Genomic DNA, 23,692 nt, shown 5'->3' on the forward strand with positions numbered 1-23,692 from the left:
GAAGACCACCCTCTAACCGCCACACCCCACCCCCTAATTTTGCGAGGAGAAGCCCATGCCCGTCATTCCGGTTAACGGCCCGGCACCGTATCACGTCCACATTGGTCACGGGCTGGCCCCGGAAATCGTCGAGACCATCCGGGAGTCCGGCGCGGGCCAGATAGCCATCCTCTGCCCCGAGGTCTTGAGCGCCTCCGCGCGCCGGCTCGCCGACGCGGTTGAGGGCGCCGGCGTGCGCTGCCACGTCTGGCTCTTGCCGGACGCTGAGCGCGCCAAGCAGCTCAGCGTCGTCAGCGAGCTCTGGGACAAGCTCGGCGCGGCCGGCTTTGGCCGCCAGGACCTTGTCGTCGGCTTCGGCGGCGGCGCGACCACGGACCTGGCGGGATTCGTCGCGGCGACCTGGATGCGCGGCATCCGCGTGGTGCAGGTGCCGACGACGCTGCTGGCCATGGTGGACGCGGCTGTCGGCGGCAAGACCGGCATCAACACCGCGGCCGGCAAGAACCTGGTTGGGTCCTTCCACGAGCCGCTGGCCGTCTTCGCCGACATTGAGGTGCTGCGCAGCCTCCCGGACGAAGAGATGGTGACCGGCTCGGCAGAAATCATCAAGACCGGCTTCATCCACGACCCGGAGATCATCGAGCTCTACCGCCGCGACCCGGCCGCCTGCCTGGACCCGGACGGCGCCCTGCCGGAACTTATCGCCCGCTCGGTGGCGGTCAAGGCCCACGTGGTGGGCCAGGACCTCAAGGAGTCCGGCCTGCGGGAGACCCTGAACTACGGGCACACCTTCGGGCACGCCATCGAGCGCGCGGAGGACTACTCCTGGCGCCACGGCAACGCCGTGGCCGTGGGCATGATGTTCGTGGCCTACCTGGCCGAGGCCCGCGGGTTCATCGACGCCGATCTGGTCGAGCTGCACCGCGAGGTCCTCACCTCCGTCGGCCTGCCGGTTGCCTACCGCGACGGCCAGTGGCCGGAGCTGTACGCGGCCATGCGCCATGACAAGAAGAACCGCGACGGTAAAATCCGCTTCGTGGCCTTGACCGCGGTCGGGGCGACCACCCGCATTGAGGGCCCGAGCGAGGACGAATTGCGCCAAGCATTTGAGAAGGTGAGCAGATAATGCAGGTAGTTATCATCAACGGGCCCAACCTGAACCGGCTGGGCAAGCGCCAGCCGGACGTCTACGGCACCACCACCCTGCGTGACATCGAGGAGATGATCCGCCAGCGCGGAGAGAAACTCCGCGCGGAGGGCGCCGAACTGGAGCTGGACTTCTTCCAGTCCAACCACGAGGGTGAGATCATCGACCGCGTCCACGCCGCCGCCGACGCCGGCGCGGGTGTCATCATCAACCCCGGGGCTTTTACCCATACCTCAGTGGCCATCCGCGACGCGCTCGCGGAGATCGCCGACGGCGCGGGCTTCGTGGAGGTCCACCTGTCCAACGTGCACGCCCGGGAAGAATTCCGGCAGCACTCCTACCTGTCGGCCATCGCCGGCGGCGTCATCGCCGGACTCGGCCCGGTTGGCTACCTCGCCGCCCTCGAGTACTTCACCGCCTCTTCCTAAGCCCTGCAGCCCCGCGCCTTCACGCCGGTGTGAAAACGGTTACCGTGTCTGCGGACACAGGCTAGAATGGGTGTCCTACGCGGTGGGCTTTAAAAGCCCGCCTTTAGTGCATTTTGCTCAGCGGAAAGGATTAACCATGGCTTTGGCAGATACTCGTTTTAGCGACCGGCGTCGGAAGCTTGCGGCGCAGCTGGCGGGGCAGCGCATCGACGCGATTTTGGTCACCGATCTTATCCACGTGCGTTACCTGTCGAATTTCTCCGGCTCGAACGGCGCGCTGCTGTTGCGGAAGGACCTTTCCGCCGCTATAGCCACCGACGGGCGGTACACCACCCAGATTAAGCAGGAAGTGCCGGACATCACCCCGATTATCGAGCGCGGCGTCGGCACGGCCCTGCTCAAGACCCTGGAGGGGCAGGGGCCGCTGAGGGTGGGCTTCGAAGCGGACACGGTCTCGGTTAACCAGCACGCGGCGCTGGAGAAGGCCTGCCCGGAGGACGTGACCCTGGTTCCTATCTCCGGCGTGATTGAGGAGATCCGCCTCTACAAGGATCCGCTCGAGCTGGAACGCCTGGACTCCCTGGCGCAGCTGGCTACCGATGCCTTCGAGGCGATGCTAGCCGCGGGCGAGGTCCGCGCGGGCCGCACCGAGCGCCAGATCGCAGTCGACCTGGAATACCGGATGCGCGCGGCGGGCGCGGAGCGCACCAGCTTCGACACCATCGTGGCCTCCGGCCCGAACTCCGCGCTGCCGCACCACGGCGCCGACGACCGGGTGCTGGAAGACGGCGACCTGGTCACCATCGATTTCGGCGCCCACCTGCGCGGCTTCAACTCCGATATGACGCGCACCGTCGTCATCGGTGAACCGGACGAGTTCGCCCGGGAGATCTACGACGTGGTTAAGCGTGCCCAGGAGGCCGGCGTGGCGGCGGCCACCCCGGGCACCGCACTCGCGGACGTGGACAAGGCCTGCCGCGACGTCATCGAGGAGGCCGGCTACGGCGAGTACTTCGTCCACTCGACCGGCCACGGCGTGGGCCTGCTCGTCCACGAGGCGCCCGCGGCCGCCCGCAACGCTAAGGGCACCCTGGCCGCCGGCATGACGCTGACCATCGAGCCGGGCGTTTACGTGCCCGGCAAGGGCGGCGTGCGAATCGAGGACACCCTCATCATCACCGACGGCGCCCCGACTATCATCACCCGCTCGCCGAAGGAACTGCGGTCCTTCTAGACCGGGCCCCAGGTCCACGCGAGGTACTGCCCGCGCGGACGCACTGACCGCCCGGGGGCGTTGCCGCCGGTTGCCCACCACAAAAAGTGGGCGCCGGTTTTACACGCATTCCGGCAGGGATAGTAAACTGGCAAGACGTAACTTTTAATCCAACAGACTTCGGGAGATTGATTCGTGGCTGATACCACCGCATTCAAGAACGGTCTTGTTCTAAAGATTGACAATAAGCTCCAGCAGATTATTGAGTTCCAGCACGTCAAGCCGGGCAAGGGCCCTGCCTTCGTGCGCACCAAGCTCAAGGACGTTGTCTCGGGCAAGGTCACGGACAAGACGTGGAACGCCGGCGCCAAGGTCGAGACCGCGACGGTGGACCGCCGCGACATGACCTACCTGTACCACGACGGCAGCAACTACGTCGTCATGGACGACAAGGACTTCGAGCAGGTCGAGCTGAGCCCGGACAAGTTCGGCGACGCCGCCAAGTTCCTGCTGGAGAACATGCGCGTGCAGGTCTCCTTCCACGAGGGCGAGCCGCTGTTCGCCGAGCTGCCGATCAACGTTGACCTGAAGGTCGAGCACACCGATCCGGGCCTGCAGGGCGACCGCTCCAACGGTGGCACCAAGCCGGCCACCCTAGAGACCGGCGCCGAGATCCAGGTCCCGCTGTTCATCGAGACCGGCAACGTGCTCAAGGTGGATACCCGGACGGGCGAGTACCTGTCCCGCGTCAGCAACTAGCGTGCAGCAAGAACAAAAGAAGGACCCAGTGACGGAAGAAAATAACGAGCAGCACAGCTCGTCTCCCGAGCGCGTGTCCCGCAACCGTCGCCACGGCGCACGGTACCGGGCACGGCGGCGTGCCGCCGACATCCTCTACGAGGCAGAAAACCGCGACATCGATCCGGTAGCCATCGTCCAGGAACGAAAGGGCCTGGCCCTGGAAGGCGAGCACGGCGTTGCGCCGATCGCGGACTACACCGCAGAAATCGTCCAAGGCGTGGCCGAAGAGCTGGACGACATCGATGACGCGATCGCCCGCTACCTTGCCGACGATTGGAGCCTGGACCGGCTGCCTCCCGTCGAGCGAGCCATCCTGCGCGTGTCCACCTGGGAGCTGCTCTACAACCCGGAGGTACCACTGGCTACCGCCGTGACCGAAGGCGTGGAGCTGGCCAGCGAATACTCGCACATCAAGGCCGCCCCGTACATCAACGCGGTCCTCGACGACGTCGCGCAGTCCCGCCGCGCCGGAAACCCGATGACCCCCGAGGAGGACCTCGTCTCCGAGGAGACCGCCGACGGCGCTGAGACCGCTGCGGATTCCCCGGAAGGGGAGAAGGACACACCGGCTGAGTAGGCGCGGTCCCGCCGCTCCGGCGCAGGCCGGCTGTGGGACGTTGTCTGCAGGATCTAAAAAGCTGGCTGCCTTTCCCATCCACCCGCGCTAGTGCGCGAGGTTGGAGAAGGAGGACAGCCAGCTTTTCGTGCTGAATTGGCTCTGCTAGTTGTCGCCGCCGGCTTCCTGGGCGGTCTCGGAGCCCATCTTGGCCATTTCCTCGGCGGCGGAGACCATGGCGTTCTGGGCGCCGATGACGCCGTCGACGGCGGCCTGGAGCGCTGCGGTCAGCTGGCCGTCGGTCGCGCCGGCGGCCACCGGCAGGTCGCGCTCGGAACGCACGATGAGCATGTCCTCGTGCTCGGCGATGGCCACGCGGGCGCCGAAGGAAACCGAGTTGATCTGGTTGGCCGCTAGGAAGAGCCCGGCATCGGCCTGCGAGAAGGAGGCGTCGGTAGCCACGTCGCAGCGGACGATGACCACGGAGTCCAGCACCGCGAACATGCACGGCAGGCCGTTGAGGTTAGCCGTGGCGGCGTCGTTGCGGCCTTCGATCTTTTCCAGCTCGATCTCGAAGGTGCGCATCGCGTCGATGACGCGTTCCAGGGTGACCTCCGGTAGGGCGGTGTCGGTGGGGTTCTGGTTAGTCATTGTGCTCCTCCCAAGTCACGAGTTCCGGGTACTGCTGCTCCAGCCAGGTAAACGACTGCACGACGGCGTCCAGGGTGGACATCACGAACGCACCGATCTGGTTGCGGGACAGGCCCTGGCTGATGTTGAGCTCGCGCACGGCGGAGACGGCCAGGCTGCCCTCGCCGGTCTCAAAGAAACGCAGGGTGGGGGCGAAGTGCTCGGTGTTCCACTGGTTGAGCTGGGCCAGGACCTTCGGGCCCTCCGCGGCCGGCACGTCGCCGCGCCAGACCGAATCCAGGATGAGGGTGTTTTCCCGCACCTGCATGGCGATGGCGGCGTTGGAGAAACCGGTTCGCAGGATGTCGATGGTCTCCTCGTCGCTGACCGGCTGGTTTTCCATCCGGTACTGCAGCTTTTCGGCGTCGAAGATTTCCCCGACGCGGGCGAGGGTCACCGGCTCTACTGGGGTGTCCGGGTGCAATTGGGGTTGTTCATCAGTCACTGGGACAAAATCCAAACTTGTAGGTTAAAAGGGGTCGAAAAACATTCGTTACCTACCGCGGGACTTGGGCACTGCGATCCGGGCGTGCCGGTGGGCAGGTCGAAGTCCTTGGCGGGTAATCCGTCCATCCAGCATAACGGAGAGGTTGCCGGCGTGGGGCGCGGGCGGTTAGTTGGAGTCGGACGGCTGCCAGAGGCGCTGGTTGCCCAGCTCGTGGGCGAAGGTGTCCTGGATGCTGCCGAAACGCATGACGTGGCCGTGCTCTTGCAGCTTGGCCGGGGCCACGCGCTGGTCGGCCAGCGCGAGCTCTTGGGCACCCTCCTTGCCCAGCAGCAGGGCCGGGCCGAAGGTGGGGATGGGCAGGACGGCTGGGCGCTTGAGCTGCTCGGCCAGGGCCTTGGTCATCTCCCGGTTCAACACCGGGGCGGTCGACGCCGCGTTGACGGGCCCAGATAGGGCGGTGTCGAAGATGGCGCGGGTGTAGATATCACACAGGTCGTCAAAGGCGACCCAGGAGAACCAGAAGTCGCCGTCGCCGAAGGAGCCGCCAAGACCTGTGGAAAACAGCGCGCGCAGCAGCGGCAGCAGTCCGCTGGTGCCGGTCAAGGCGATCCCGGTGCGGATGTTGACCACGCGCTTGCCGGCCTCGCGGGCCTCGGTGGTCGCGGCTTCCCATTCGCGGACCACATCGGCCAGGAAGCCGTCGCCGGAGGCGGAGTCCTCGGTAAGCACCTCGCCACCGCGGTCGTTGCCGTAGTAGCCGATGGCGGAGGCGCAGACGAAGGTGTGGGTATCCGGGCTGGCGGCCACCAGCTGGGCGAGCTTTTGGGTGGGCCCCACGCGGGAGTCGCGGATTTCCTGCTTGTGCTTGTCGTTGAAGCGCCCGAAGATCGGCTCGCCGGCAAGATGCACCAGGACGTCGACGTCGTCGAGCAGGTTGCGCGCCGGCGAGTCCGGGTTCCAGATGCGCTGGTCATCCTTGGCCTCCGATCGGACCAGCTGGATGACGCGGTGGCCTAGCGTGGTCAGCTGGGCCGAAAGGGCGCGCCCGACGGAGCCGCGGGAGCCAGTCATCGCCACGGTCAGCGGGCGGGTTTCGGTGGCCAGGACGTTGATGTCCTGGTCCCGCAGCTGGTTGATGAAGTTAAAGTCCCCGATTAGCTTGTGCTGCCGGTAGGCAAAAGCGGACTCCAGGGCGCTATCGGGGATGCGGGTATCCACCGTGTCCGTGATCAAGGTGCCGCCTGTGTGGTCGGCGAACTCGTGGTCGTGGCGCCAGGACGCCAGCCGCTTGAGCGGGGCGGAAACGCAGACGTCGCTGAAAGAAAATCCGCGGCGGTACCGGGACAAGTCGTGGCGGGCGATCCACTTGAGCCCGGCCGGCAGAGAAAACACGGTGGTGCCGTCGGCCAGGCTGCGGGCTTGCTCCCGCGGGGACATGGGCAGGAAAGGCGGGGTCAGCCGGCTCACGGCGCCGGGACGGGTGTGCCAGTCCCATACCTGCTCGCGGTCGGCGGGGATGACGTGTTGTGCCTGGAATGTCACGGTGTGGAAGAACTCCTTTAAAAAGTCCGGGTATTCGGTGGAGTGTAACCAACTATTGTCCCAGTTTTTGGCCGGCCGCGCGCTCGGCCCGCCCCCGAGTTCGGGGGAGGATGTGTTTCAGCTACGCGCAGGGGTGCGATCCGGGTGCGGGGGCTGCTAAGATTCGCCTTAGCACGAGCGGGGAAGGCAACGCCTCGTACCCGCCTACGTGAATAATTTCATCTGACCCTTATTCGACATCCTTTAAAGACCGCACCGTGAGGCGGGGAAGGAGGTCACGATGAGTGGTTCCGACACCTCCGCGGAGTCCACTGAGCTGCTGAGCTCAGACGACGTCGCGCGCACTGTCGCACGCATCGCGCACCAAATCATTGAAAAGACGGCCCTTGATGAGGCCGACGCGAACCCAGTCGTTTTGCTGGGCATTCCTTCCGGTGGTGTGCCGTTGGCCCACCGGCTGGCAGAAAAGATCCAAGAATTCGCCGGCGTGACCGTGCCGTGCGGCTCCCTGGACATCACGCTCTACCGCGACGACCTGCGCTCCAAACCGCACCGCGCCCTGCAGCCGACCCGGATCCCCGGCGGCGGTATTGACGGCACGACCGTCATCCTGGTCGACGACGTCCTGTTTTCCGGCCGCACCATCCGCGCCGCCCTGGACGCTCTGTCCGATGTGGGGCGCCCCCGCGTTATCCAGCTGGCCTGCTTGGTCGACCGCGGCCACCGCGAGGTCCCCATCCGCGCGGATTACGTGGGCAAGAATATCCCGACATCGCGCGACGAGGACATTGCTGTCTACAGCCGCGACCTTGATGACCGCGACGCGGTCGTGCTGACCCGCATCTACCGGGAGGATTAGTCATGAAGCACTTACTCGATATTGCCGACATCAGCGCGACCGACCTGGTGGCGCTTCTGGACGAGGCAGACCGTTTCAAAGAGGTCCTCGACGGCCGCGAGGTCAAGAAGCTGCCGACCTTGCGCGGACGGACCATCTACACCCTGTTCTACGAGAACTCCACGCGCACCCGCTCGTCGTTTGAGACCGCGGGCAAGTGGATGTCGGCCGACGTCATTAACCTCTCGGCCTCGACGTCCTCGGTCAAAAAGGGCGAGTCCCTGCGCGATACCGGCCTGACCCTGGCCGCTATCGGCGCGGACGCCATCATCATCCGCCACCCGTCCTCCGGCGCGCCGCAGCAGCTAGCCCGCTGGGTGGCTCCGAACGGCGAGGGGCCGTCGGTGATCAACGCCGGCGACGGCGCGCACCAGCACCCCACCCAGGCCCTGCTGGACGCGGTGACCATGCGCCAGCGCCTGGGGATTAGCGGCGGGAACTTCTCCGGCCTGCGCGTGAAGATCGTGGGCGACTGCCTGCACTCGCGCGTGGTGCGCTCCAACGTGGATCTGCTCACCAAGCTCGGCGCGGAGGTCACCCTGGTCGCCCCGGCGACGCTGCTGCCGAACGGCGTGGAGAACTGGCCGGTGCGCGTGGCCTACGACTTCGACGCCGAGCTGGCCGAGGCCGACGTGGTCATGATGCTGCGCGTGCAGGCTGAGCGCATGCACGGCGGCTTCTTCCCGTCGCACCGCGAATACGCCAACCTCTACGGCCTGTCGCCGCAGCGCGCGGCCCAGATGAAAAAGGACGCCATCATCATGCACCCGGGGCCGATGCTCCGCGGCATGGAAATCAACTACCAGGTGGCTGACTACGACAACACCGCCGTCCTGCAGCAGGTCAACAACGGCGTGCACCTGCGTATGGCAGTCTTGTTCACTTTGCTCGCCGGCGGCGAAAGCTCGGCGGAATAGGAGAAAGATATTCATGACCAACACTTCTCAATTCCCGGCTACCGGCGCCACCCACCCGGCGCCGCAGCGCCCGCTGCTTATTTCCAACGTCCGCCCCTACGGCGAGGGCGACCCGGTCGACGTCCTAGTCCGCGACGGCGTCATCGCCGAGATGGGCCCGGGCCTGGCCGAGAAGCTGGCCGGGGACGAGGCCCAGCAGGCCGAGGTTATCGACGGCGCCGGCAACGTCCTGCTGCCGGGTCTGGTGGACATGCACGTCCACCTGCGCGAGCCAGGCCGCGAGGACACCGAGACCATCGAGACCGGTTCCCAGGCCGCCGCCAAGGGCGGGTTCACCGCCGTGTTCACCATGGCCAATACCAACCCGGTCACGGACCAGCCGGTCATCGCGGAGTCCATCTGGGCCAAGGCCCAGCGCATCGGCACCTGCGACGTGCACCCGGTGGGCTCTATCACCAAGGGGCTCGAGGGCAAGACGCTCACCGAGTTCGGCATGATGGCCCGCAGCGACGCCAAGGTGCGGATGTTCTCCGACGACGGCAAGTGCGTGGCCGACCCGCAGCTGATGCGCCGCGCCCTGGAATACGCCAAGGGCCTGGACGTGCTGCTGGCCCAGCACGCCGAGGAGCCGCGGCTGACCGACGGGGCAGTGGCGCACGAAGGCGAGACCGCCGCCAAGTTGGGGCTCACCGGCTGGCCGCGGGTGGCCGAGGAATCAATTGTCGCCCGCGACGCCCTGCTGGCCCGGGACTACGGCAACCGCGTGCACATCTGTCACGCCTCGACCACCGGTACCGTGGAGCTGCTCAAGTGGGCTAAGTCCCAGGACATTCCGCTGACTGCGGAGGTGACCCCGCACCACCTGCTGCTGACCGACGACAAGCTACACACTTACGACGGCGTTTTCCGCGTCAACCCGCCGCTGCGCGAGGAGCATGACACGCAGGCCCTACGTCAGGCGCTGCTGGACGGGATCATCGACTGCGTGGCCACGGACCACGCGCCGCACGGCGCCGAGGACAAGTGCGTCGAATTCGAAAACGCCAAGCCGGGCATGCTCGGTCTGGAGTCCTCGCTGGCGGTTATCGCCAAAATCTTCGTCGCTTCCGGCCTAGCCGACTGGCGCTTCGTCGCCCGCGTGATGTCGGAGCGCCCAGCGGAAATCACCCGCCTGCCCGGCCACGGGCGCCCGGTTGCGGTCGGGGAGCCTGCGAACCTGACGCTGGTGGACCCGAACAGCCCGTGGACCTCGGACTCGACGCGGCTGGCCTCCAAGGCGCGGAACAACCCCTATGAGGGGGAGGAATTCAACGCGCAGGTTACTCACACCATCCTGCGTGGCGCGGTGACGTACTCCCGCGGGGCTGACGACTAAAGTCAGTCGTGGAAGAAATACATCAGACCGCATATAATACTTTTGAAGATTTACTAGTCAGCGAAAGGTACATTCATGACTGACTCCGCCCACACCACGACGCCGGCCATCTTGGTCCTCGCCGATGGCCGCACGTTCCGCGGCTTCGGCTTCGGCGCCACCGGCACGACCCTCGGTGAGGCCGTGTTTACCACCGGCATGATCGGCTACCAGGAAACCATGACGGACCCGTCCTACCACCGCCAGATTGTGGTCACGGCCGCCCCGCAGATCGGCAACACCGGCTGGAACGACGAGGACAACGAGTCCCGCGGCAACCGCATCTGGGTTGCCGGCCTGGTGATCCGCGACCTGGCGCACCGCGTGTCCAACTGGCGCGCCGAGCGCAGCCTGCCGGAGGAGATGGAAGCCCAGAACATCATCGGCATCCGCGGCGTCGACACCCGCTCCCTGGTCCGCCACCTGCGCAACTACGGCTCCATCGCCGCCGGCATCTTCAGCGGCGAGGCCGCCGAACGCGACGTCGAGGAACTACTCGCCGAGGTCAAGGGCCAAGACTCGATGGAAGGCGCCGACCTATCCAGCGAGGTGACCACCGCTAAGCCGTACACCGTGGAAGCGGAAGGGGACAAGCGCTACACCGTCGTCGCCTACGACATGGGTATAAAGTCCGCCACCCCGCGCCACTTCGCCCGCCGCGGGATCGAGACCGTCGTCGTGCCGTCCGGCACCCCGCTCACAGAGATCGAGCAGTACCACCCGGACGGGGTCTTCATCTCCAACGGGCCGGGCGACCCGGCCACGGCCGATGAGATGGTCGGCATCGTCCGCGAGATCCTGTCCGCCGGCTACCCGTTCTTCGGCATCTGCTTCGGCAACCAGCTGCTCGGCCGCGCGCTGGGCCTGGGCACCTACAAGATGAAGTTCGGCCACCGCGGCATCAACGTCCCGGTGCAAAACCACCTGACCGGCAAGATCGACATCACCTCCCAGAACCACGGCTTCGCGCTGGAAAACCCGACGGGCAAGCCGGGCGGGGAGTTCGAGTCCGACTTCGGGCCGGCCATTATTACCCACACCTGTCTTAACGACGGCACCGTCGAGGGCGTGGCGCTGAAGAGCGGCAAGGCCTACTCCGTGCAGTACCACCCGGAATCCGCCGCCGGCCCCCACGACGCCAACCCGCTGTTTGACCAGTTCATCGAGCTGCTCAGCCAGCGCGTAGAAAACAAGTAAAGACCAGGAAGGATAGCAAAGAAACCATGCCTAAGCGCAACGATATTAACCACGTCCTGGTCATTGGCTCCGGACCCATCGTCATCGGCCAGGCCTGCGAGTTCGACTACTCCGGCACCCAGGCCTGCCGCGTGCTCAAGGAGGAAGGCCTGCGGGTAACCCTGGTCAACTCCAACCCGGCCACCATCATGACGGACCCGGAATTCGCCGACCACACCTACGTTGAGCCCATCGAGCCGGAGTTCATCGAGAAGATCTTCGTCAAGGAGATAGAGGAAGGCCACCGGATCGACGCCGTCCTGGCCACCCTGGGCGGCCAGACCGCCCTGAACGCGGCGATCCAGCTGGACCGCCTCGGCATCCTGGACAAATACGGCATCGAGCTCATCGGCGCGGACATCGACGCCATCGAGCGCGGCGAGGACCGCCAGAAGTTCAAGGACATCGTCGCCTCCGTCGGCGGCGAGTCCGCCCGCTCGGCGGTCTGCTACAACATGGACGAGGTCCACGCCACCGTCGAGGAGCTGGGCCTGCCGGTCGTCGTCCGCCCGTCGTTTACCATGGGCGGCCTGGGCTCCGGCCTGGCGTTTAGCTACGAGGACCTGGACCGTATCGCCGGCGGCGGCCTGGCCGCCTCCCCGGAGGCCAACGTGCTCATCGAGGAGTCCATCCTCGGCTGGAAGGAATTCGAGCTTGAGCTCATGCGCGACGGCGACGACAACGTCGTGGTCATCGCCTCCATCGAAAACGTCGACGCCCTGGGCGTGCACACCGGCGACTCGGTCACCGTGGCCCCGGCGCTGACCCTGACCGACCGCGAGTACCAGAAGATGCGCGACCTGGGCATCTCCATCATCCGCGCCGTGGGCGTGGACACCGGCGGCTGCAACATCCAGTTCGCCGTGAACCCGGAGGACGGGCGCATCATCGTCATCGAGATGAACCCGCGCGTGTCGCGTTCCTCCGCACTGGCGTCCAAGGCCACCGGCTTCCCGATCGCCAAGCTGGCCGCCAAGCTGGCCATCGGCTACACGCTGGACGAGGTCACCAACGACATCACCGGCGTGACCCCGGCGGCCTTCGAGCCGACCCTGGACTACGTCATCGTCAAGGCCCCGCGCTTTGCCTTTGAGAAGTTCCCGGGCGCCGACGACACCCTGACCACCACCATGAAGTCGGTGGGCGAGGCCATGGGCATCGGCCGCAACTACATCTCCGGACTGAACAAGGTCATGCGCTCGCTGGAGAACAAGCCCGCGGGCTTCTGGACCACCGACGATAAGTTCTTCGCTGGCGAGCGCGCCGGCGACAAGGACGCCGTCCTGGAGGACCTGCGCACCCCGACCGAGGGTCGCATGTACGACGCCGAGCTGGCCCTGCGCCTGGGCGCTACCGTGGACGAGGTCCACGAGGCCTCCGGCATCGACCCGTGGTTCCTGGCCGAGCTGCAGGCGCTGGTGGCCTTCCGTACCAAGCTGCTGGAGGCCCCAGTCCTGGACGCCGACCTGCTGCGCGAGGCCAAGTACCTGGGCCTGTCGGACGCCCAGATCGCCGCGCTGCGAACCGAGTTCGCCGGCGAGGACGGCGTGCGCTCCCTGCGCTGGTCCCTGGGCATCCGCCCGGTCTACAAGACAGTGGACACCTGCGCGGGCGAGTTCGAGGCCCAGACCCCGTACCACTACTCGGCCTACGAGCTGGACCCGGACGCCGAGTCCGAGGTGGCCGAGCAGCGCGAGCGCGACAAGGTCATCATCTTGGGCTCCGGCCCGAACCGCATTGGCCAGGGCATCGAGTTCGACTACTCCTGCGTGCACGCCGCGCTCGAGCTGTCGCGCCAAGGCTACGAGACCGTCATGGTCAACTGCAACCCGGAAACCGTCTCCACGGACTACGACACCGCCGACCGCCTCTACTTCGAGCCGTTGACGTTCGAGGACGTCATGGAGATCTACCACGCCGAGTCCACCTCCGGCACGGTCGCCGGCGTCATCGTCCAGCTCGGCGGCCAGACCCCGCTGGGCCTGGCTGAGCGACTGGCCGAGGCCGGGGTGCCGGTCGTGGGTACCACCCCGGAGGCCATCAACCTGGCCGAGGACCGCGGCGAATTCGGCAAGGTGCTGGCGGCCGCCGAGCTGCCGGCGCCGGAGTTCGGCACCGCCACCAGCTTCGCCGAGGCCCGCGAGGTTGCCGCCAACATCGGCTACCCGGTCCTGGTACGCCCGTCCTACGTCCTGGGTGGGCGCGGCATGGAGATCGTCTACGACGAGCCCTCCCTGGAGTCCTACATCGAGCGCGCCACCGAGCTCAGCGAAGACCACCCGGTGCTGGTGGACCGCTTCCTGGATTCGGCCATCGAGATCGACGTCGACGCTCTGTGCGACGGCGAGGAGGTCTACCTGGGCGGCGTCATGGAGCACATCGAGGAAGCCGGCATCCACTCCGGCGACTCCTCCTGCTCGCTGCCGCCGATGACCCTGGGGCCGCAGGACATCGAGAAGGTCCGCGAGTCGACCCGCAAGCTCGCCGAGGGCATCGGCGTCAAGGGCCTGATGAACGTCCAGTACGCGCTCAAGGACGACGTGCTCTACATCATCGAGGCCAACCCGCGCGCCTCCCGCACGGTCCCGTTCGTCTCCAAGGCGACCGGCGTGCAGCTGGCGAAGGCCGCCGCCCGCATCATGATGGGCTCGACCATTGCCGGCCTGCGCGCCGAGGGCATGCTGCCGGAAAGCTACGACGGCGGCGCCCTGCCGATGGAACACCCGCTGGCGGTCAAGGAAGCGGTCTTACCTTTCAACCGTTTCCGCCGCCCGGACGGCTCCATGCTGGACACCCTGCTGTCGCCGGAGATGAAGTCCACTGGCGAGGTTATGGGCCTGGCCGACAACTTCGGCGCCGCCTACTTCAAGGCGGAAACCGCCGGCTTTGCCAAGCTGCCGAAGGAGGGCTCAGTCTTCGTCTCCGTGGCCAACCGCGACAAGCGCACGCTCATCTTCCCGATCCACCGCCTGTCGACGATGGGGTACAAGATCCTGGCCACCGAAGGGACCGCCTCCATCCTGCGCCGCAACGGCATCGAGTGCGAGTCGGTTCTCAAGTCCTCGGACATCCGCGGCGGGGCAGAGGGCAAGTCCATCGTGGACCGCATCCTGGACGGCGAGGTTGACCTCATTATCAACACCCCGGCCGGTTCCTCCGGCTCCCGCCACGACGGCTACGAGATCCGCGCCGCCGCCGTCGAGGTGGACGTGCCGCTGATTAACACCGTCCAGGGCGTGACCGCCGGCGTCCAGGCGCTCGAGGCGCAGCGCCAGGGCAACTTCGAGGTACGCGCGCTGCAGGAGCTCAAGCATGCCCCAGTCAACAAGTAGCCAGCAGCAGCCCGTCAACCCTGGGCCGGGCTTCGGTGAGCGGCTGGTCGCCGCCGGCCAGGAACGCGGCCGGCTGTGCGTCGGCATCGACCCGCACCCGTACCTGCTTAAGCAGTGGGGCCTAGGCGTAGACGCCGTCGGCGTGCGCGAATTTAGCCGCCGCTGCGTGGAGGCCTTCGCGCCGGTGGCCGCGCTGGTCAAGCCGCAGGTGGCTTTCTACGAGCGCTTCGGCTCGGCGGGCCTGGCGGCCCTGGAAGAGACCCTATCCGGCCTGCGAGAGGCCGGGTGTCTGAGCGTGGCGGACGCCAAGCGCGGCGATATTGGCTCCACCATGGCCGGCTACGCCGACGCCTGGATGGGCGAGGACTCGCCCCTGCGGGCCGACGCGGTTACGCTGAGCCCGTACCTGGGCGTAGGCGCCCTGGAGCCGGCCTTCGCAGCCGTGCGGGCAACCGGGCGCGGCATCTTCGTGCTGGCAGCTACCTCCAACCCTGAGGCGCGCCGCCTCCAGGGATTCCAGGAGCCGGGTAGCTCCCGCACCGTGGCCCAGTCCGTGGTGGATGCCTGCGCCGAGCGCAACGCGACCGACCGGTCGGGTCAGGCCGGGGATATCGGCGTGGTGGTCGGCGCGACGCTGGATACCCCGCCGGAGCTGGGCCAGCTCAACGGGCCGGTCCTGCTGCCGGGCGTGGGCGCCCAAGGTGCTGGCCCCGAGCAGGTCCGCGCGATCGTTGCCGGGCGGGCCGAACTGGGCTTCGCGAATGTCTCGCGCGCCATCCTGGAGCGCGGCCCTAAGGTGGATGACCTGCGAAAAGCAGTGGAATTCACCGCGGCGGAATTCCGGGATTAGAAAACCCGTCGGGCCGATTATCGCCCCCGGGCCTAACCTGGTATTTTAGTAACCGCACCTCGATGACGTGCTGAAACGGTGTCTGACACCAAGCCCGGTAGCGTCATCGATTTACTAGCAGTGCTAGGATTGCCAGAAGTCGGAGCGCGTGCTTGCGTGTAATGCGCTGGTACTGGCTCCGGAATCTGGTATTCATGTACTGGACGTCAAAATCAATCTAACGAATCGGAGGAAACCCTGTGGCCCTTCCAAAGTTGACCGATGAGCAGCGTAAGGAAGCCCTTGCTAAGGCTGCTGAGGCCCGTAAGGCTCGCGCTGAGCTGAAGGCTGATCTGAAGCGCGGCGCTACCAACCTGAAGGAAGTTCTGGACAAGGCAGAAAGCGACGAGATCATCGGCAAGACCAAGGTCTCCGCTCTCCTGGAAGCACTGCCGAAGGTGGGCAAGGTCAAGGCTAAGGAAATCATGGAAGACCTGGAGATTGCTCAGACCCGCCGCCTGCGCGGCCTGGGTGAGCGCCAGCGTCGCGCCCTGCTGGAGCGCTTCGGCTACTCCTCCTAAGTCCCGTCATGTCTGGTGCAACCAAGCGCGGGCGGCTAGTGGTACTGGCTGGGCCGTCCGCAGTGGGTAAATCCACGGTGGTTTCGCGCCTACGCACCGGAGTGGACCGGCTGTATTTCAGCGTGTCCATGACGACCCGGCAACCCCGTCCTGGTGAGCAAGACGGGGTTGACTATTTCTTCGTCACTCCGGAACAGTTCCAAGAGCGTATCGACTCCGGCGAGATGCTCGAGTGGGCAGAGATCCACGGCGGGCTCCAGCGGTCGGGTACGCCAGCGCAGCCCGTGAAGGACGCGATGGCCGAAGGCCGCCCGGTCTTGGTCGAAGTTGATCTGGCCGGCGCCCGTGCCGTCAAGAAAGCGCTGCCCGAGGCGCAGCTGGTCTTCCTAGCGCCCCCGTCGTGGGAGACGCTGGTGGACCGCTTGACCGGCCGGGGCACGGAACCGCAGGACGTTATCGAGCGTAGGCTGGAAACCGCACGGCAAGAGCTAGCAGCCCAAGACGAGTTCGACCACGTGGTGGTCAACGAGGACTTGCAAGAGGCGGTCGCCGCCATCAGTGCTATCCTGCAAGGTTAGAGTCAGTATTCAAGTATCCGCAATTCAACGAAAAGGTGCATGTGACTAACGTGACCACCAATGACACCGCTGAGGCAGTAAAGGCCGAGCCGGTATTCGACGCCCCCGAGGGCATCACCGCTCCGCCGATCGATGAGCTGCTGGACAAGGTATCTTCCAAGTACGCCCTGGTGATCTTCGCCGCGAAGCGTGCTCGCCAGATCAACAGCTACTACCAGAACCACGGTGATAGCGTGTTCGAGTTCGTCGGCCCGCTGGTCACCCCGGAAGCCGGCGAAAAGCCGCTGTCCATCGCCCTGCGTGAGATCGACGCGGGCCTGCTGGACCACGAGGAAGGCAACTAGGCCACTCGCGTTCCGCGCAGCACACCTCCCGGTACAGGCATCCCGCCCTGCCGGGAGGTTTTTGCGCGCTCTGGGGACCGCGCAGCGCCGGGGGAGCGGACCCAGTGCGTACAATGAGGTGCTGTGACTGAGCAGAACGGACAACAGCAAGAAACCCGCCAGCCGGCGGCACCTACCCCGCGCATCCTGGTGGGTGTGGCCGGCGGGATCGCCGCCTACAAGGCCTGCCACCTGGTGCGCGACCTGAAAGAGCACGGCGCCGACGTGCGGGTCATCCCGACCCCGAACGCGCTCAAGTTCGTCGGCGCCGCGACTTTTGAGGCCCTGTCCGGCCACCCGGTGGATACCTCGGTTTTCACCGCCGTCGACGAGGTCCAGCACGTCTCGCTCGGCCAGCAGGCCGACGCGATTGTTATCGCCCCGGCGACCGCGGATCTCATCGCCCGCCTGGCCGCGGGGCGCGCCGACGACCTGCTCACCGCCTCCGTCCTGGTCGCGACCTGCCCGGTGATTGTGGCCCCCGCCATGCACACGGAGATGTGGAACCACCCTGCGACCCAGGAGAACGTGGCCACCCTGCGCCGCCGCGGGGTCACGGTGCTCTACCCGGCGCACGGGCGGCTGACCGGCTCTGACTCCGGCGCCGGCCGCCTGCTGGAACCCGCGCAGATCGCGGAGCTGACCCGCACGACCCTGGCCGGTTACGCCCCGCACGCCGACTGGCAGGGCACGAAGGTGGTCATCTCCGCCGGCGGCACCCAGGAGGACCTGGACCCGGTGCGATACCTGGGCAACCGTTCCTCCGGCCGCCAGGGTTTTGCCTTGGCCGAGGTGGCCAGCCAGCGCGGCGGCGAGGTCGTCCTGGTCGCCGGCAACGTGGAGCACCTGCCGGTCCCGGCCGGCGCCCGCGTGGTGCGGGTGACCTCGACCCGGGACATGCTGGAGGCCATGGAGGCCGAATCCGCGGACGCCGACGTGGTCATCATGTCCGCGGCCGTGGCCGACTACCGCCCGGCCACCGTGGCCGGGTCCAAGATGAAAAAGGGCGCAGACGACGCGGACCTCTCCCGCCTCGAGCTGGTGGAAAACCCGGATATTCTCAAGACCCTGGTGGACCGTCGCGCGGCGGGAGAGCTGCCGGCGCACCAGGTCCTAGTCGGCTTCGCCGCGGAGACGGGAGACGAAAACCACACCGCCGTCGAGCTGGCGCAAGCCAAGCTAAAGTGCAAGGGCTGCGACGTGCTTATGGCCAACGAGGTCGGGCACGGCAAGGTTTTCGGTCAGCTCGACAACCAGGGCTGGCTGCTGACCCCGGGTGTCGAGCCGCAGGAGGTGGCTCGTGGGACTAAGCAGGTCGTCGCGGCTCAGATCCTGGCCGCGGTGGACCGTGTGAGGGGCGCGGAGAGATAGGCGTGAGGTTGCTTACTCACAGACAGACTAGGTTGCCCTTATAGACTGCTTGGTCTATGGTGGGGGATTGTTAAAGCTTGACGCGTCAGCCGAGCTGAAAAAGACTGTACTTCGTAGAAAAGGATAAATACGTGTCAGACAACGCCACCCCGGCGACCCGCCTATTTACCAGCGAGTCTGTAACCGAAGGTCACCCAGACAAGATCTGCGATGCCATCTCCGACGCCATCCTGGACGCCATGCTGGACGGGGATCCGCATGCGCGCGTTGCCGTCGAAACCCTGGTCACCACCGGCCAGGTCCACGTGGTCGGGGAGGTGCGCACCTCCACCTACGTCGAAATCCCGCAGCTGGTGCGCTCCACCCTGACTGAGATCGGCTTTACCTCCTCTGACGTCGGCTTCGACGGGAATACCTGCGGCGTCAACGTCGCCATCGGCGAGCAGTCCGCCGAGATCGGCGCCGGCGTTGACTCGTCCACCGAGGTCCGTTCCGGCGACGAGTTCGAGGCGGACGACCAGGCTGGCGCCGGCGACCAGGGCTTGATGTTCGGTTACGCCACCAACGAGACCGACGAGTACATGCCGTTGCCCATCGCCTTGGCCCACCGCCTGGCGCGCCGTCTGACCCAGGTCCGCAAGGAAGGCATTGTCGACCACCTGCGCCCGGACGGAAAGACCCAGGTCACCTTCGCCTACGACGACGCCGGCAACCCGAAGCACCTAGACACCATTGTTATCTCCACCCAGCACGACGAGGAGATCACCCAGGAGGAGCTGGCCGAGAAGTTGCGCACCCACGTGGTCGAGTGGGTCATCGAGGACGCCGGCCTGGCGCACTTCTACGACTCTGAGCGCACCACCTTGCTGGTTAACCCCTCAGGCTCGTTCATCCTGGGCGGCCCGATGGGCGACGCAGGCCTGACCGGACGCAAGATCATCGTCGACACCTACGGCGGCATGGCCCGCCACGGCGGCGGTGCCTTCTCCGGTAAGGACCCGTCGAAGGTCGACCGCTCGGCGGCCTACGCCATGCGTTGGGTGGCCAAGAATATCGTGGCCGCCGGCCTGGCGGATAAGGCCGAGGTACAGGTGGCCTACGCCATCGGCCGCGCCAAGCCCGTGGGCCTGTACGTGGAGACCTTCGGCACCGCCCACGGCGACCTGACCGATGGCGCCATCCAGGCCGCCGTCGACGAGGTCTTCGACCTCCGCCCGGCCGCCATTATCCGCGACCTGGACCTGCTGCGGCCCATCTACCGCCAGACGGCCGCCTACGGCCACTTCGGGCGCACTGATGTTGACCTGCCCTGGGAGTCGACCGAGCGGGCCGCCGCCCTGCGCGCTGCCGCCGGACTGTAGAATCGGGGCCTATGCCACCCAAGACACCCGCTGCCACCAAACCGGTGGCGCGGGTGTTGCCTTTATTGGGCATCTCCCACCTGGACCGCGGCTTCGACTACTACGTCACCGAGGCTGACTCGGCGGCCGCGCAGCCCGGCGTACGCGTGCGCATCCGCTTCGCCGGGCGGCTGTGCGATGCCCTGGTGCTAAGCCGCGAGCCGACCCCGGAATTCAGCGGCGAGCTGCGCTTTATCGAGCGCGTCATCTCGGATTTCGTGGTCTACCCGCCCCAGCTGGCCGCCCTGGTCGAATCCTTAGCCGATCGTTACGGCGGGGTGCGCTCCGATATCATCCGCTCGGCCCTGCCGCCGCGCCACGCCAAGGCCGAGGAGGCGGACTTTTCCACGCCGTGGGAGGAGATCGGTAGCACCACGGAGCCGGACCTGTCCGACTGGGCCGGCTATGTCCATGGGCAGTCCTTCGTGGACTACGTCCTAGGCGGCAACCCCGCCCGCGCGGCCTGGCAGATGGCCCCCGGCAACGATTGGCACCGTCCGCTAGCGGCGCTCAGCGCCAAGGTCGCCATCGACGGCGGCGCGGTGCTGCTCGTCGTACCGACGCAGCGCCAGCTCGACGAGCTGGAAGAAAGCCTGCGCGAGTACGTCTCCGCCAAGCAGATCACCGTGCTGTCCAACAGCCTGGGCCCGCAGGCGCGCTACCGCCGCTTCCTCTCCGCGGTCAAGGGCCAGGCCCGAATCGTGCTGGGGACCCGCTCGGCCGCCTTCGCTCCGGTGAAGGGCCTGCGGCTGGCCGTGGTGGTCGACGACGGCAACGACAACCTGGTCGACAACGTCAAGCCTTATGTCCACGCCCGCGAGGTCTTAAGCACGCGTGCCGCCCAGGAGTCCGCCTCGCTTATCATCGCCGGCTTCTCCCGCACCGCGGAGACCCAACTGCTGGTCGAGGCCGGCTGGATGCACGACCTCGTCTCGGCCCCGGCCACCCTGCGCGCCCGGATGCCCGCGGTCTTGCCGGTCGGTACTTACGGCATCGACTTGTCCCGCAACACCGAAGGCGGGACTACCCGGCTGCAGGGCCCGGCCTTCCAGGCGATGGCCCGCGCGCTGGACCGCGGCGAGCCCGTCCTGGTGCAGTCCCCGCGGGCCGGGTACATGCCGATTCTGGCCTGCGGAAACTGCCGCGCCCCGGCCCGCTGCCGCCACTGCAACGGGCCCATCGGCCTGCCGCCGGAGAAAGGAGCCGGCGCGGCGGGGCAGGCTTCGGCCCCGACCTGCCGCTGGTGTGGCCGGATCGCCGCCCATCACCGCTGCAGCGAGTGCGGCTCGCCCCGGCTGCGCGCCATCGTGCTGGGGCAGGAGCGCACCGCCGAGGAATTCGGCCGGGCGTTCCCCTCGGTGCGGGTCAAGGTCTCCGGCGGCAACCGCGTCCTCGAGGATGTCGAACACTCCCCGCAGCTGGTGGTCGCGACACCGGGGGCGGAGCCGGCCGTGCGCGGCGGCTTGTACGGCGCCGTAATCTTGATGGACACCAGCGCGTTGCTCAACCGCCAGGACCTGCGCGCCGGCGAGGACGCCTTGGCCAAGTGGGCGCGCGCCGCCCGCCTCGCCGCCCCGGCCGGCCAAGGCGGCGAGGTCATCGTCGCGGCGGACCCAGACCTGCCGTTGGTGCAATACCTGGCCGAGTGGGACTTCGCGGGCGCCGCCCACGCGGAGCTGTCCAGCCGGCGCGAGGTGCGCTTCCCGCCGGCGGTGCACATGGCTGCCATCGACGGTCCGGACGCCGCCTTGGACGGCTTCCTGGAACTTGCCGAGCTGCCCGCCAACGCGGAGATCCTCGGCCCGGTGCCTCTGCCGCCGGGGCTGAAACTACCCGGCGACTACGATGAACAGCGCCTGGGCGCGCCGCAACGGGTGCTTGTGCGCACCCCGCTGGGGCCGCGCTCCGAGCTCGGCCGCTCCCTGCGGCAGGCGAACGCAGCGCGCACTTCCCGCAAGGACGACGCGCCCCTGCGCATCCAGGTAGATCCGATCCATATTGGCTAAAACGGCGCGCTAGCCGCGAGAAAGGGACAACGACCATGACGTTGCGACAGATCCGCCTTTTCGGCGATCCCGTGCTCAACACCGCGGCGGACGCGGTGACCTCCTTCGGCCCGGGGCTGCGCGCGCTGGCCCGGGACATGCTCGAAACCATGGATGAGGCCGGCGGCGTCGGGCTGGCCGCCAATCAGGTGGGCGTGACCCAGCGGGTCTTCGTCTACGACTGCCCGGATGGCAGCGCGCGCCGCCGCGGCGTGCTGGTCAACCCCTCCTGGGCGCCGGTCCTCCCCGGCGCCGACGGGGAAGCCGCAACGCTGGTGCTCGGGCGCGAAGGCTGCCTGTCCATCCCCGGGGTGCCCGGCACCGTGCCGCGGCACGAGCGGGTGGTGGTCAGCGGAACGGACGAGTGGGGCCGGCCGGTGTGCCTGCTAACCGGCGGGCTCTTGGCGCGCTGCATCCAACACGAGTCGGATCACCTCGACGGGGTACTGTTCCTAGCGCACCTGAGCACCGAGGATCGCCGGGAGGCAATGGCGGCCATTCGCTCCGCGGACTGGTTTAACCGTTAGGAGGCACCAGTCCGTATCATTGGAGAGACAACGCCAAACGCGAAGGTAAACCGGGTTGTCCGTAAAACCTGCGGCCGGCCGGGAGCTAGAGGACAATTGGGAAGGACGAGGGCCAAACCGTCATGCGCATTGTTTTTGCCGGGACACCAGAGCCGGCAGTGGTTGCCTTAGAAAAGCTCATCGCATCCGAGCACGAGGTCGTAGCTGTCATCACGCGGCCGGACGCGCGCCGCGGGCGCGGGCGCAGCCTGCACCCCAGCCCCGTCAAGGCCTACGCGGAAAGCCACGGCATTGAGGTGCTCACGCCGACCACCCTGAAGCCGGGCACCGAGGACGGCCAGGAGCTGCGCCGCCGGCTCATTGAGCTGGAACCTGCGGCCATCCCGGTCGTGGCCTACGGCAACCTGATCACCCCGGACTTGCTGGGAGTGGCCCCGCACGGCTGGGTGAACCTGCACTTTTCCCTCCTGCCCGCCTGGCGGGGTGCGGCGCCGGTCCAGGCCGCTATCGCGGCCGGAGACGACATCACAGGCGCGACGACCTTCCGGATCGACGAGGGCCTGGATACCGGGGAGATCCTCGGCACCGTCACGGAGGAAATCCAGCCCACCGACACCGCCGATGATCTGCTGACCCGGCTGGCCTATACCGGCGGCGACCTGCTGGTGGCCACGATGGACCTGCTAGAAAGCGGTCAGGCCGCGCCGCGCGCCCAGGAGGGTGAGGCGACGTACGCCGCCAAGATCTCCAAGGACGATGCCCGCATCCGCTGGCAGGACCCGGCCTTTGCCATCGACCGCACCGTGCGCGCCCACACCCCGGCCCCGGGCGCGTGGACCCTGTGGGGCGACAAGCGCGTGAAGCTGGGGCCGTTGACGCCCGTCAGTCTGGACGGCGACGCCCGCCCGGACCGTGACCAGCTGGAACAGCTGCAGCCGGGCGAGCTGCACGTGGCCAAGGAAGCCGTCTTCGTCGGCACCGGCAGCGGCGTGGTGCAGCTGGGCAACATCCAGCCGCCGGGCAAGAAGATGATGGAGGCCGCGGCCTGGTCCCGGGGCCTCAACCAGATCGATGGAAAGGTGGTCTTCGAATGAGTGGTGGTTTCCGTTCCCGCTCGAAGTCGGGGGACAAGCCGAAGGGCAAGTCCACCCAGGGATCCGGCCAGAATCGTGACGGCAACGGTCGCGGCGGTAACGGTCGCGGCGGCGGGCGCAATCCTCGCGGAGGGAAGGACTTCCGCGGCAGCCGCGATAACCGCGGCCACCGGCAGGGGCGTGGGGGAGCCGGCGCCGGCTCGTCCCACCGCGCCGGTCGGCAGGGCGGCTCCGGGCAGCGGCTAAACGAGCGCGCGCAGGC

22 protein-coding genes and 1 pseudogene are annotated in these 23,692 nt (G+C 67.1%); 20 read left to right on the forward strand and 3 right to left on the reverse strand.

Going from position 1 to position 23,692, the window contains the following annotated elements; all coding sequences use genetic code 11:
* Positions 1 to 55 precede the first annotated feature (55 nt).
* From aroB to nusB, 5 genes are all read left to right on the forward strand, one after another.
* Complete coding sequence (aroB, locus tag HMPREF3067_RS03500; RefSeq protein WP_070768341.1) at positions 56 to 1,126, forward strand: 3-dehydroquinate synthase; 1,071 nt, start codon at positions 56 to 58, stop codon at positions 1,124 to 1,126.
* A complete protein-coding gene (aroQ, locus tag HMPREF3067_RS03505; protein WP_070768342.1) occupies positions 1,126 to 1,575 on the forward strand; it encodes a type II 3-dehydroquinate dehydratase in 450 nt (149 codons plus the stop codon). Before aroB ends, aroQ begins: the two co-directional genes overlap by 1 nt.
* Before the next feature lie 136 nt (positions 1,576 to 1,711).
* Positions 1,712 to 2,809, forward strand: a complete 1,098-nt coding sequence (locus HMPREF3067_RS03510; RefSeq protein WP_070768343.1) for a M24 family metallopeptidase — start codon at positions 1,712 to 1,714, stop codon at positions 2,807 to 2,809.
* A gap of 174 nt (positions 2,810 to 2,983) precedes the next feature.
* The gene (efp, locus tag HMPREF3067_RS03515) at positions 2,984 to 3,547 is read left to right on the forward strand and encodes an elongation factor P (protein ID WP_070768344.1); all 564 of its coding nucleotides are present in this window, start codon (positions 2,984 to 2,986) and stop codon (positions 3,545 to 3,547) included.
* 73 nt (positions 3,548 to 3,620) lie between these two features.
* The gene (gene nusB / locus HMPREF3067_RS03520) at positions 3,621 to 4,166 is read left to right on the forward strand and encodes a transcription antitermination factor NusB (RefSeq protein WP_070768371.1); all 546 of its coding nucleotides are present in this window, start codon (positions 3,621 to 3,623) and stop codon (positions 4,164 to 4,166) included.
* Positions 4,167 to 4,310: 144 nt separating this feature from the next.
* Here the strand turns inward: nusB and HMPREF3067_RS03525 are convergent, their stop codons facing one another.
* The 3 genes from HMPREF3067_RS03525 to HMPREF3067_RS03535 all read right to left on the reverse strand — a co-directional run bounded on the left by HMPREF3067_RS03525 (position 4,311) and on the right by HMPREF3067_RS03535 (position 6,825).
* Positions 4,311 to 4,796, reverse strand: a complete 486-nt coding sequence (locus HMPREF3067_RS03525) for a YbjN domain-containing protein (protein WP_070768345.1) — start codon at positions 4,794 to 4,796, stop codon at positions 4,311 to 4,313.
* A complete protein-coding gene (locus HMPREF3067_RS03530; protein ID WP_070768346.1) occupies positions 4,789 to 5,280 on the reverse strand; it encodes a YbjN domain-containing protein in 492 nt (163 codons plus the stop codon). Before HMPREF3067_RS03530 ends, HMPREF3067_RS03525 begins: the two co-directional genes overlap by 8 nt.
* A gap of 168 nt (positions 5,281 to 5,448) precedes the next feature.
* Positions 5,449 to 6,825, reverse strand: a complete 1,377-nt coding sequence (locus HMPREF3067_RS03535; RefSeq protein ID WP_070768347.1) for a TIGR01777 family oxidoreductase — start codon at positions 6,823 to 6,825, stop codon at positions 5,449 to 5,451.
* 280 nt (positions 6,826 to 7,105) lie between these two features.
* Between HMPREF3067_RS03535 and pyrR the strand changes: the two genes are divergently transcribed.
* The 15 genes and pseudogenes from pyrR to HMPREF3067_RS11210 form a co-directional block, all read left to right on the forward strand.
* The gene (gene pyrR, locus HMPREF3067_RS03540; RefSeq protein ID WP_070768348.1) at positions 7,106 to 7,684 is read left to right on the forward strand and encodes a bifunctional pyr operon transcriptional regulator/uracil phosphoribosyltransferase PyrR; all 579 of its coding nucleotides are present in this window, start codon (positions 7,106 to 7,108) and stop codon (positions 7,682 to 7,684) included.
* 2 nt (positions 7,685 to 7,686) lie between these two features.
* On the forward strand, positions 7,687 to 8,640 hold the full coding sequence (locus tag HMPREF3067_RS03545) for an aspartate carbamoyltransferase catalytic subunit (RefSeq protein ID WP_070768349.1): 954 nt from the start codon (positions 7,687 to 7,689) through the stop codon (positions 8,638 to 8,640).
* A 13-nt stretch (positions 8,641 to 8,653) separates the two neighbouring features.
* On the forward strand, positions 8,654 to 10,015 hold the full coding sequence (locus HMPREF3067_RS03550) for a dihydroorotase (RefSeq protein WP_070768350.1): 1,362 nt from the start codon (positions 8,654 to 8,656) through the stop codon (positions 10,013 to 10,015).
* Positions 10,016 to 10,090: 75 nt separating this feature from the next.
* Positions 10,091 to 11,251, forward strand: coding sequence for a glutamine-hydrolyzing carbamoyl-phosphate synthase small subunit (gene carA / locus HMPREF3067_RS03555; protein WP_070768351.1), 1,161 nt, complete (start codon positions 10,091 to 10,093; stop codon positions 11,249 to 11,251).
* Between the two features lie 26 nt (positions 11,252 to 11,277).
* Positions 11,278 to 14,622, forward strand: a complete 3,345-nt coding sequence (gene carB, locus HMPREF3067_RS03560) for a carbamoyl-phosphate synthase large subunit (protein WP_070768352.1) — start codon at positions 11,278 to 11,280, stop codon at positions 14,620 to 14,622.
* Entirely contained in the window at positions 14,603 to 15,472 is an 870-nt protein-coding gene (gene pyrF, locus HMPREF3067_RS03565) for an orotidine-5'-phosphate decarboxylase (protein WP_070768353.1), read from the forward strand. Before carB ends, pyrF begins: the two co-directional genes overlap by 20 nt.
* 239 nt (positions 15,473 to 15,711) lie before the next feature.
* Positions 15,712 to 16,032, forward strand: coding sequence for an integration host factor, actinobacterial type (mihF, locus tag HMPREF3067_RS03570; protein WP_070768354.1), 321 nt, complete (start codon positions 15,712 to 15,714; stop codon positions 16,030 to 16,032).
* Positions 16,033 to 16,040: 8 nt separating this feature from the next.
* The gene (gmk, locus tag HMPREF3067_RS03575; RefSeq protein ID WP_070768355.1) at positions 16,041 to 16,610 is read left to right on the forward strand and encodes a guanylate kinase; all 570 of its coding nucleotides are present in this window, start codon (positions 16,041 to 16,043) and stop codon (positions 16,608 to 16,610) included.
* Positions 16,611 to 16,651: 41 nt separating this feature from the next.
* Entirely contained in the window at positions 16,652 to 16,954 is a 303-nt protein-coding gene (rpoZ, locus tag HMPREF3067_RS03580) for a DNA-directed RNA polymerase subunit omega (RefSeq protein ID WP_070768356.1), read from the forward strand.
* 123 nt (positions 16,955 to 17,077) lie between these two features.
* On the forward strand, positions 17,078 to 18,364 hold the full coding sequence (gene coaBC / locus HMPREF3067_RS03585; RefSeq protein WP_070768357.1) for a bifunctional phosphopantothenoylcysteine decarboxylase/phosphopantothenate--cysteine ligase CoaBC: 1,287 nt from the start codon (positions 17,078 to 17,080) through the stop codon (positions 18,362 to 18,364).
* Between the two features lie 131 nt (positions 18,365 to 18,495).
* A complete protein-coding gene (gene metK / locus HMPREF3067_RS03590) occupies positions 18,496 to 19,725 on the forward strand; it encodes a methionine adenosyltransferase (RefSeq protein WP_070768358.1) in 1,230 nt (409 codons plus the stop codon).
* Between the two features lie 11 nt (positions 19,726 to 19,736).
* Complete coding sequence (locus HMPREF3067_RS03595; RefSeq protein ID WP_070768359.1) at positions 19,737 to 21,770, forward strand: primosomal protein N'; 2,034 nt, start codon at positions 19,737 to 19,739, stop codon at positions 21,768 to 21,770.
* Positions 21,771 to 21,805: 35 nt separating this feature from the next.
* Positions 21,806 to 22,336 (forward strand): peptide deformylase, encoded by a 531-nt coding sequence (gene def, locus HMPREF3067_RS03600; protein ID WP_070768360.1) that lies wholly within the window; start codon positions 21,806 to 21,808, stop codon positions 22,334 to 22,336.
* Between the two features lie 122 nt (positions 22,337 to 22,458).
* A complete protein-coding gene (gene fmt, locus HMPREF3067_RS03605) occupies positions 22,459 to 23,430 on the forward strand; it encodes a methionyl-tRNA formyltransferase (RefSeq protein ID WP_070768361.1) in 972 nt (323 codons plus the stop codon).
* A pseudogene (locus HMPREF3067_RS11210) lies at positions 23,427 to 23,692 on the forward strand (hypothetical protein); the annotation flags it as partial. The gene fmt and the pseudogene HMPREF3067_RS11210, both read left to right, overlap by 4 nt.

The organism is Corynebacterium sp. HMSC04H06 (assembly GCF_001815935.1).
Classification (GTDB): domain Bacteria; phylum Actinomycetota; class Actinomycetes; order Mycobacteriales; family Mycobacteriaceae; genus Corynebacterium.